General features: G+C 49.1%; 8 protein-coding genes. 4 read left to right on the forward strand and 4 right to left on the reverse strand.

Annotated elements, in window-relative coordinates:
- From GN107_RS11030 to GN107_RS11040, 3 genes are all read left to right on the forward strand, one after another.
- A partial coding sequence (locus tag GN107_RS11030) for a PTS system mannose/fructose/sorbose family transporter subunit IID (RefSeq protein WP_196246310.1) occupies positions 1-315 on the forward strand: 315 nt, incomplete at its 5' end.
- Positions 316-432: 117 nt separating this feature from the next.
- Positions 433-858 (forward strand): DUF956 family protein, encoded by a 426-nt coding sequence (locus GN107_RS11035; RefSeq protein ID WP_155287905.1) that lies wholly within the window; start codon positions 433-435, stop codon positions 856-858.
- A 548-nt stretch (positions 859-1406) separates the two neighbouring features.
- Positions 1407-2876, forward strand: coding sequence for a putative glycosyltransferase family protein (locus GN107_RS11040; RefSeq protein WP_155287906.1), 1470 nt, complete (start codon positions 1407-1409; stop codon positions 2874-2876).
- Between the two features lie 1162 nt (positions 2877-4038).
- Here the strand turns inward: GN107_RS11040 and GN107_RS11045 are convergent.
- The 3 genes from GN107_RS11045 to GN107_RS11055 form a co-directional block, all read right to left on the reverse strand.
- On the reverse strand, positions 4039-4332 hold the full coding sequence (locus tag GN107_RS11045) for an ArsR/SmtB family transcription factor (RefSeq protein ID WP_155287907.1): 294 nt from the start codon (positions 4330-4332) through the stop codon (positions 4039-4041).
- A gap of 270 nt (positions 4333-4602) precedes the next feature.
- The gene (locus GN107_RS11050; RefSeq protein WP_155287908.1) at positions 4603-5163 is read right to left on the reverse strand and encodes an NUDIX hydrolase; all 561 of its coding nucleotides are present in this window, start codon (positions 5161-5163) and stop codon (positions 4603-4605) included.
- A 166-nt stretch (positions 5164-5329) separates the two neighbouring features.
- Positions 5330-6199 carry a DegV family protein gene (locus GN107_RS11055; RefSeq protein WP_230678615.1) on the reverse strand — a complete coding sequence of 290 codons (870 nt, stop codon included), beginning with the start codon at positions 6197-6199 and terminating at the stop codon, positions 5330-5332.
- Positions 6200-6411: 212 nt separating this feature from the next.
- Between GN107_RS11055 and GN107_RS11060 the strand changes: the two genes are divergently transcribed.
- Complete coding sequence (locus tag GN107_RS11060; RefSeq protein ID WP_155287910.1) at positions 6412-8109, forward strand: NFACT RNA binding domain-containing protein; 1698 nt, start codon at positions 6412-6414, stop codon at positions 8107-8109.
- A 140-nt stretch (positions 8110-8249) separates the two neighbouring features.
- Here GN107_RS11060 and GN107_RS11065 read toward each other — a convergent pair.
- Positions 8250-10390, reverse strand: a 2141-nt coding sequence (locus tag GN107_RS11065) for an LPXTG cell wall anchor domain-containing protein (RefSeq protein WP_155288064.1), incomplete at its 5' end; no start/stop codon positions are given.

The raw sequence follows: 10390 nt of genomic DNA on the forward strand, positions 1-10390 counted from the left end.
TGGGTTAACGTTAAGTTCACCCCAGTTGTTTCTAAGACCCCTCTTTCAAAGGGTGCTTACATTGACTGGGCACACCTCCCAAAGGGTGCGCAGGGTATCCACGATGCTCTGACCCAGCAGGCTGGCGGTCTGGCTCTTGACAAGATCAAGACCACCACACTTCAGAACAATTTGGACCAGTTGATTCCTGGCCTGGCTGCTCTGCTGCTGACCTTCCTGTGCATGTGGCTTCTGAAGAAGAAGATTTCCCCAATCTGGGTTATCCTCGGTCTCTTCGTTGTCGGTGTTCTGTTCCACGTATGGGGCCTCATGTAGTCAATATTCATCACACGTAATGGTGCTATACTATATAATAGGAGCTTGGGTAGTTTCTGCCCGAGCTCTTATTTTTACAGTGAATATACGTTACACATGAAGTTGGAGGAATGAGTAATGGTGAAAGTGGCACCAAAGGCAATGCAAACAGTTGAATCAATGAATACTAAAGTTGATTTGACCGAAGAGGGAACTGCTTATACGGGTCTCGACTCATATGGTAAGATTATGATCGGCAACAAAGCCTTTGAATTCTATAATGATCGTAAGAATGATGATTACATTCAGATTCCTTGGACGCAAGTCGATTATGTAATCGTGTCAGTTCTTTTCGGTGGCAGGCGCATTCCGCGTTTTGCTGTGCGCACTAAGTCGGGAGTCGATTACTCGTTTTCTTCTCGGCATCCCCACACACTTTTGCGGGCAATTCGTAAGTACGTTCCGGCTGACCACATCGTTAAATCCTTATCATTCTTTCAAGTGATAAGAAACGGGATTAAGAAGCTTTGGCAACGTTTGACGCACAGCAATAAAAAGAATTAACGGTGAAGCTCCGCTTTTGCGGGGCTTTTACTTTGGCTAGGCAAGTTAAAAAATTTTGCCAGTGGCAGCTTTATTATTTGCGCTACAATATAAAAGTATGTGAGCGGGGGACTGGCTGTGAAAAAAAGCTGCCCCGTTGTCTTTAGTACAATCACCTCCCCTTACGAGAAGCGGGGGAGGGGGAAAGTGGGTTTTCCATGCAAAAATCTAAACATCGAGCGCTGCCTGATTGGGTAGTTACTGGCGGAATGATTATCCTGGTGGCGCTGATAGCAGTTATGCCGCAATTATTATCACGCACCTTGAGTTTGGGAACTGATTACAATTTCCATTTCAACAGGATCTATGACGCCGCAATGCAAATTAGAACGCATCGGTTCAGCTATATGCAGTCTAATTATGGCTTTAGCCAATCCGGCCGGGTCATTAATGCGGTTTATGGGCCTTACTGCGCGTACATACTGGGCGCTTTGCTACTGACATGCAAAACATGGTTCAGATTCCAACTGGCATCGGCATTTCTTTTGTATGTAATTGCGGGCAGCGGCATGTACTTATTGGCGCGGACTGCGGGTATCAATCGGCATTTTGCACGGTTTGCCGCGGCCATTATCGTTTTCTGCAGTTGGATCCCAATGTGGGCGCTGAATCAGAGCTTTGCTGGCGTGGGTATGGCCTTCATTCCATTTGCGTTGGCGGCTGGTGTGCGGATGCTGCGGAAGCGGGGCTTAGATGCTAAGGGTACGCTTTGGCTCGCCGTTGCTGTGGCGGTGCTGATCCAGGTACACATTCTGTCCGCATTAATGGCAGTGCTTGCTTTAGTGCCATTCGTGGTAGTAACCTTCATGCGGAGCAAGCATCGCGGTCAATTCAGCGGACACATGCTCGTTGCAATCGTACTGGCGGTGCTCCTGACAGCAAACTACTGGGCGGCATTTATCAACGTGTTCCGTGATAACCACGTGCTCAGTACGTTTGGGGTGAAGTTCCTAATTGCCAACACGACGTCTCTTAGCTTTGCTGAGAGCTACCAGAGCCTACTGGGACTAGTGTTCACGCTGGGATTTTGTTTCGTTATCGTGCGCGCATTTGTCGCTAAGCACATGGACAGCACCGAACGGACGGCCGCAATCACAGGAGGACTATTCTTACTGCTATCCAGCAAAATCTTTCCATGGGACGTGCTGAATCAATACATTCCAAAATTAAAGCATACGCTACAATTCCCAGATCGCCTGCTGGCAGTTGCGATTCCGTTGCTCTTAGTCGCAGTGCTGATGGCTGTTCAGCAGTCCACTTGGGTACAGACACACACAATCAGTGGTCAAGTGCTTGAAATGACTCGCAGCTTTGAAATCGTTTTGGTCGTGCTGTTTGCATTCCAGCCGCTAACATTGATGACGCAGAAGGGCGTTGATTGGCTAAACGGCCAAGGTGTCAGCAACAATGCTGATTATGCCGCTACACACATCCGGACAACGACCAGTTTTAATGCGGGCGATGTCCGTGCAGCCTTTGGATCGGCCGACCTTGCTAGCAATTTACGCAATTATTACACTGGTGTGATCGACTACCTGCCAATCAGCGCCGCCGATGACGCAAATCAGTATGTCAGTGGCTCCACGGTTTACGCCGAATTGTCGCAAAAATATATCAAGGAAGTTGCTCTGCCAAGTCGAAATGGTCAGTTTACGAAGACAGTTGGTAGTAATGGTGCTTTAAACATCAGTTTTAAGAGCAACAAATCCGGTTTAGTGCGCTTGCCGGTGGTTATGTACGCTAATTCAGAATTAACTTTAAATGGCAATAAATTAGCTGGTAGCGATTACAATCGGAACAGGATTAACGCACCGAGCGTTAAGGTGCATAAAGGTAATAATGTTGCCGAACTACGGTATGTGAGCCCAAGATACTTGAAACTCAGTATTTGGGTATCACTAGTGACATGGTTGCTTACGATGCTTGGTGGCGCATATGCTTGGTCACGGCACATCAGTCGTGGTCGCCACACCGCGTAAAAACAGCAGCATGGTAAGTATGGAATGTGTTCAGCGAAAGCTGGGCGCATTTTTTTGTTTAAAACTATTTTTTTGTTTAAAACTATTGGTGAAGTCGTAGCAATCAATTATTACGCTGGATAAATTTGCTGTGCGAACTTAGTAAGTTTGACAGACATGAAAACCGGCCGCGGTGCAGTTTGGCAGCAGCCAAGTCGACCACCGTTCGCGTACGGGCCCACTGCGTATAATATATATTATGTAAACTAGAGAGGAATGGAAACAGGCGGCCTTCAGCTAAGCGCCCCACTTCGTTGGCATTACGTCCATTTTCCGTCAGACAAACGTACCAACCTCAAATAGATCAGAATGCTTAAGAGTCGTCACATTCTATTGCTCAGCGCGTCGCTCGCAGCGCAAGGCCACAGCAACGGTAAAAGCAACGACCACGTATTTGCCTGGAACCTTAAGCGAAGATCTAGTTAGATGTTAGCATTATAATTCGTAGATTTAGATATGTTTTGCTACCCGGATTGGTTTCGGATTCAATGACAGTTGCTGTTGTGCCCATACAGCTCAAGCAATTCTGAACTACATTAGGCTCTGATTACCACGATAACTACGCGTGTATGTGTTTGACCCTGTGCTGCATCCAGACGCACACCTCACCACGAACAGGCGCTTCTGCGCAACTGAGAGCCCCTGAGCGACATGGTGATTATTGGCCTCGCAACGTAACAAAGTTCCTCTGGAGGTCGAAACAGACGGGCTACTTATTTGATCAAAAAAAGCAGCACTGTAACGACTATACCGAAGCTTTGTTTTGGCTTCGTTAATCTCGGACGAATCTGCTCAGTATAACAACCTATTGATGCTGATTGACGCAATGATGTGAACACACAACAAGTTATTTCAATTAGAAACTAATGTGAGAAAACAAGTCGTTAGTATATGACAGCGTTGATTTTACGAATGGAATTACGTGCTGATGTGTCCCGAATTAGTCGTATGAATAACATGGCTTTTGAGGTATCTCGAAAGGTGTAAAAATGAAAACAATAATTTACCGGCTAACTTCGTCTAATTGTCGAATTATTGCTACAAAGTATGAGCACATGTGGTATTTCGACAGTTCGAATATTATCGAAATCTGTGTAAGACCGCCTACTCTGCTATTCAACCGCTACAGAGTTCGTAAAAAGCCAGGCAGAACGCCATCAAAGACCTCACGATTGATTGCTACCGCCTTATGTTGATCATGCCGCGTCATTGTTATCAGTCCGGCTTCACGCAAAATTCTTAAGTGGTACGACATTGTCGATTTGCTCAACTTAAAGCTGGCGGTAAGCCTGGTGTATTCCATCATCTTTGGAGCTTGATTCAAATGCCGGATAATGGCCAGACGGTTTTCGTCAGCAAGTGCCTTGAAAATTTTGACGCGCAGTTCATCATTACTAATTGATTGTTTGATATTCATAGAACTATTGTACAACGGTCTTTAAAGCCTGACAACACAGCCTTTTTAACACAAACATTATTTTCGGAAAGCCGAGTGCCACACAAAAAAAGTATGCCCACATCTTTCAAAAGTGTGGGCATACTCCAAAATAATATAACTAATCTGCAAACTAACATTGACTGCCAAACAAGTTTGCCGAATGTGACACTGAATGTATAAATCTACGGAAAGTTACTAATAGCTAACACGTTAGAGCCAGCCGTGTGTTATCCACTGCAGTCCAGTGAGCTACTTATTGGCGACAAATGCGCAGTAGTACGAAACAGTAGCAATGGTCTGTGCTGAGGTGATTTGTCCCTTCCTGATGGCGGTGATGATGTCCGCAAAATCGACCAGTGAGCTGCTAACGAACTCGTCGGCGTCGAAGTGCTTGTTGATCCGCTTAGCAGGATCAATTGTTGCAAGGAAGCAGTGCTGCGTTTCATTGGTCATACCTTCACTCGCGGTAAGGGTGAGTAGTTCCCGCAGATCGGTGGCGACGTAGCCAGTCTCCTCCCCCAGTTCGCGCTTTGCGGCTTCCTCAGGGCTCTCTCCTGGATTGATAAGGCCGGCCGGTAGTGAGATGGCTTCGCGGTTAACACCAACGCGGTACTCGCGGCCTAGAAGCGCCTGCTTGCCATCTGGGGTCATGGCAAGAATTACGGCAGCTGGGCCGTGATCGATGAGGTCCCGTTCGATTGTGAGACCATCTGGAGTGCTGATCTGCTGCTGGCGCACTTTGAAGATCGGCCCGTTGTACATTGTTTTACTGCTGAGAATCTTACCTGGTTCGGGATTGAAATCAATCATGCTCATTCCTCCACAATCTCTATAATTGCCTATGTGATTTGTTCACAACACGCATAAAACTACATGCTCATCATTATTCAATGCCATCATACTGCAGCTTATTAGCACTTGTAAGTACAAAAAAAGCAGCTGCGGATTTATGCTCCGAAACTGCTTTGAGCGTTACTTACACCTTCGTAAAGTCTTTCATCCAAGCGAGAGCAATTGCCTTCTCCCCTAGATGCGTCCCGATGACTGGACCGAAGAAGGAAATTTCAAACTCGACTTCGGGGAACTTCTTCTCTAGGTCAGCTTTCCAAGCTTCTGCTGCCTCTGGATCGTTGGCGTGGATGATTAATCCCCGAACTGGGTAGTCCGTTTCTGCCAAGGCTTTGCTGAAGAGTTCTTCAACTCTTGCGTAGGCCTTCTTCAGGGACCGAATTTTTTCAATGGCTACAATTTTGTTTGTATCTGGATCGAATGTTAATAATGGCTTGATGCGCAACATACCGGCTACGAACCCAGCGGCGTTAGATAAACGACCGCCACGCACGAGATTTTGGATGTCGTTAACGATGAAGTATTCATCAATTGAATCGCGTAAATCATCTAAGCGCGCAATGATTTCGCTGACGCTTTTGTCTTGCTTTGCCATCCGGGCCGCTTCGAGAGCAAGCCAGCCCATCAGCATGACCGTGATTTTTGAATCGTACACAGTAACGTTGATTCCGTCGAGGTCTGCAACGGCTGTTCGTAGGTTCCGCTGGAAGCCGGAAATGGTGCTGGCTAGGTGGATACTAATTACCTGTTCGTAGCCTTCATTGCGAAGGTTCTCATACAGTTTCAGCATTTCGCCCAGCGGTGGCTGACTTGTGCTCGGGAAGGTCTTAGCTGTTTTCAGCTTGCTGTAGAATTCAGCGGGGGTAATATCCTTCCCCTCGTCGTATACGTTGCCGTCGAGGATGACTGGAATTGGCACAACTGTGATGTTGTTTTCTGCGGCCTGTTCCTGAGTCAAATATGCTGTACTATCGGTAACAATCGCAATTTTCGTCACTTTCCCAACTCCTTCATTTGTTATCAACATATAATCTACCACATCACCTTAACCTTGGCTAACCGATAAACCGCATTCCTGCCCACTTTTGCCACGAACTTAACAAAAAGGTACAATTATCATTGTATATATTCGGGTATGGATTAATTGATCCGTACAAATGGGCTGGTTTATCCGGCTTTGTCATTCACAGTAGTTAATGGAGGTACACAATGTCTTTTGACGGTCTTTTCACCCACGCAATGGTCGGCGAGCTGCAGCGGCAGCTTACCAACGGGCGTGTTAGCAAAATCCAACAGCCCTACCCTAACGAAATTGTCTTAACGATTCGGGCTGGTGGCAAAAACCAGCCTCTTTTGCTGTCCGCAAACCCGCAATTCGCGCGGGTGCAGATCAGCAAAATCCCCTTTGCCAGTCCCGCGGTGCCGACCACGTTCACGATGACGCTGCGTAAGTATTTAGCGGCCGCAACCTTGACTGATATCCAGCAAGTTGGTGCGGACCGCATCATTCACCTGGACTTTAACACACGCGATGAGCTTGGGGACGACTTGCAGCTACAGCTGATCGTTGAACTCATGGGCCGGCACTCTAACATCACCCTGATCAACCGCGATTCGCGGCGCATTTTGGACCTCATTCGGCACGTTCCGGCTGACGAGAACCGCTACCGGCTGCTGATGCCAGGGGCTAATTACGTGGAGCCACCGCACCAGGACAAACTGAATCCCTTCACCGCCAGCAACAAGGAGTACGTTGACCTGCTGGACACTGATGATACCGCTACGCTCGCTAAGGGCCTGCAGCAGCGGTTCCAGGGCTTTGCACGTGATTCTGCCCTAGAGGTCGCCACGCGCATGAAGAGCGGCTTACCAGGCGCGGCGTGGGCTGGATTCATGAAGAGTTTTGACGAGCCGCAACCAACCATCACGACCGCCAAAAAAGCCGCGTTCACCGCTACCCCTTTTGTCACGCTGAAGGGTGAACAAGAGCACTTCCCCACCCTCTCCGCGATGCTGGACGCTTACTATGCCCAGAAGGCTGAGCGCGACCGCGTGAACCAAGTCGGCTCGACGCTGATTCGGGTGCTGAAGAACAACACAGACCGGGTGGAACACAAACTGAAGAAGCTACGCAAAACGCTGGCAGACAGTGCCAAGGCTGACGATTTGCGCGTTCGCGGCGAGATTTTGACTACCTACCTGCAGCAAGTTCCCCGCGGTGCAAACAACGTCACCTTGCCGAATTTTTACGACAACATGGAGCCACTCAAAATCACGCTGGCCCCGGATCTCGGTCCAAACCAAAACGCACAGAAGTACTTCACTCGTTACCAGAAGATGCGCAAGTCTGTCAGCCACCTTCACGAGCAAATCAAGGAAGCGGAGGATGAACTCAGCTACCTTGAGAGCATTTCTGCCCTCGTTGACTTGGCGGCGCCTAAGGACCTTGAGGATATCCGCACGGAGCTTGAGCAGGCCGGCTACATTCGGCACCAGACCAAGGGCAAGAAGAAGCGGCCCAAGGTGGCTAAGCCCGATTCTTTTTGGGCTAGTGACGGTACGCACATTCTGGTTGGTAAAAACAACCTGCAAAATGACCAGCTGACCCTGCACACCGCGGCTAAGTCCGACATCTGGTTGCATGCTAAGGACGTTCCTGGCTCACACGTGATCATCCAAGACGATGATCCCAGTGATAAAACGCTGCTTGAAGCTGCTAATCTGGCTGCCTACTACTCACGCTCCCAGCATTCAGCAAACGTTCAGGTCGACTACATTCCCGTTAAGCGGATTAAGAAGCCTAACGGTGCCGTACCGGGATATGTGATTTACACCGGGCAGCGGACGCTGGCGGTCACGCCAGATTCGGAGCTTGTCGAAAAGATGCGGACTAAACCCACGATCTAACTGGGATTACTTGGCTGATGGTATAATATTTCCCGTATCCAAATTAACCCGTACTAGTACAATTAGGAGCACAACACAAAGAAGCCAGACAAATTTGTCTGGCTTCTTTTTTGACTTCATCGAATCAGTCTTGGTGCAGTTTAGTCGTCTTCGCGACGCCGGTGCAACATTAGTGCGAACAGGCTTGTAAGGGCAATCCCCAGTAAACCAAGTACTGAAGCTTTTTTGTCCACCTTGTCACCAGTTTGCGGTAATGCGGCTTTTGTCACGGGTTTTGCGGCAAGCTGCGGCAGTTTGGTGTTAGTGCTGGTTCCACCGGTTTCTGGCAGGCTGTTTGCAGATACCCCCTTACCGCCGGTTGCTGGTAGCTTGTTCTGAATCGGTGCTGATTCACCATCCTCAGTGTTGGAACCACCGAACGTGTCCGGTAATTCACTTTCCGTCGTTGCAGTCACAATCGCGGCCCGAATCCGAGCAACTGCTTGGGCGATGTCCTCCGTCAATGCATTCGGATCATCAGTTGCTGCGCGGGCGACGAGTGCATTGTAATCGGCGATTGCTGCCGCAACGTCCGGATTATCGGCGACCCCAGCGTCATGTGCCGCCGTAATTGCAGCGGTTCCATCATCGGTCGCTTTTTTACGCTCAACTTGGGCGACGATCACAGCGATTTGCAGTTCGTCAATACCTCGTTGCAGATCTGCGGTACTGATAGTCGGATCATCGAGCAGTTGGGTAAGCTGACTCTTTGCAATTGCAACATCAGGCTCGTAACTGTACGGTGCAGTTGCTGCGCTCGTGATGAGTCGTCCAGCCTCATCCCGGACCTTGTTGACGCGGTCAATCGTTGCCCGTAGTGCTTTTGCAGCCTCATCAATCGCGCTAGTGGTGCCAGTATCCTTAGCTGCATTGGTCTTAGCGTCGTCGTAGCCTTTCAGCGCCCTGATAATGTCTGGGTTTGCCACAATGTCTGGACCAATCTTGGCTACGACAGCGTCACCATTATTGATAACGTCTTCGCGAGTCTTCTTGGCAGCAGTTAAGGCGTCGTCCAGGGCTGTCGTGGCTTTGCTGATGTCTTCGTTCGAGCTGCTTGGTTCGTCAACGAGCTTCTGGAGCGCGTTCTTGGCTGCCTCAACATCAGGTTCTAGGCTGTACGGAGCCGTCTTACCCAGCGCTGTGTTAGCATCGTTGATCACCTTACCAGCATCGCCGATGGCAGTCTTGAGCTTGTCAGCTGCGGTCTTGATTTGTTCTGTGGTGCCTTTATCGTCACTGGCATTCTTCTTGGCATTGTCGTAATCGGTAATCGCCTGGGCAACGGCTGGGTTCTTAGCGACCGGCTGATCCTTGATGTTGTTCTCAGTGGTGTCACCATCGCTGATAGTCTGGTCGCGATCGGTCTTAGCCTTAGTAAGCGCATCGTCCAGAGCAGTCTTGGCAGCGTTGATGTCTTCGTTGCCACTTGCTGGGTTATCGATCAGCTTCTTGAGTTTATCCTTGGCCGCCTGAACATCAGGTTCTAAGCTGTAAGGAGCGGTCTTGCCAAGCAGTGCGTTGGCGTCACCGATGACCTTTTCAGATTTATCGATAGCAGCTTTAAGTTTGTCAGCTGTGTTTTGAATCTGTTCAGTAGTGCCTTTATCATCTCCTGCATTCTTTTTAGCGTTGTCGTAATCAGTGATTGCTTGAGCAACGGCTGGGTTCTGAGCGAGTGGCTGGTCCTTGACGCTGTTCTCAGAGGTATCACCATTGTCAATTGCTTGATCACGGTCAGTCTTAGCTTGTTTAAGTGCATCGCCTAGGGCATTATTAGCATCGTCAATTGCCTGGTTCGAGCTGCTTGGTTCGGCGACTAGCTTTTGGAGCTTGTCCTTGGCTTCCTGAACATCAGGTTCTAGGCTGTATGGCGCAGTCTTTCCAAGCGTTGTCTTAGCGTCAATAATTGCCTGGCTGGCGTCACCGATAGCGGACTTGAGTTTGGCAGCTGCGGTGCTGATTTGTTCAGTAGTGCCTTTATCGTCGCCGGCATTCTTCTTGGCATTATCGTAATCAGTAATCGCTTGGGCAACCGCGGGGTTCTTTGCTAGCGGCTTGTCCTTGATGCTGTCCTCAGTGGTGTCACCATCGCTGATAGTCTGGTCGCGATCAGACTTAGCCTTAGTAAGCGCGTCGTCCAGAGCGGTCTTGGCAGCGTTGAGAGTGTCATTGGTGCTTGTTGGGTCATCAACTAGGCTTTGGAGTTTGTCCTTGGCCGCCTTCACGTCGGGTTCAAGGCTGT

Source organism: Lacticaseibacillus zhaodongensis (assembly GCF_009687905.1).
In the GTDB taxonomy this organism is placed as follows: Bacteria; Bacillota; Bacilli; order Lactobacillales; family Lactobacillaceae; genus Lacticaseibacillus; species Lacticaseibacillus zhaodongensis.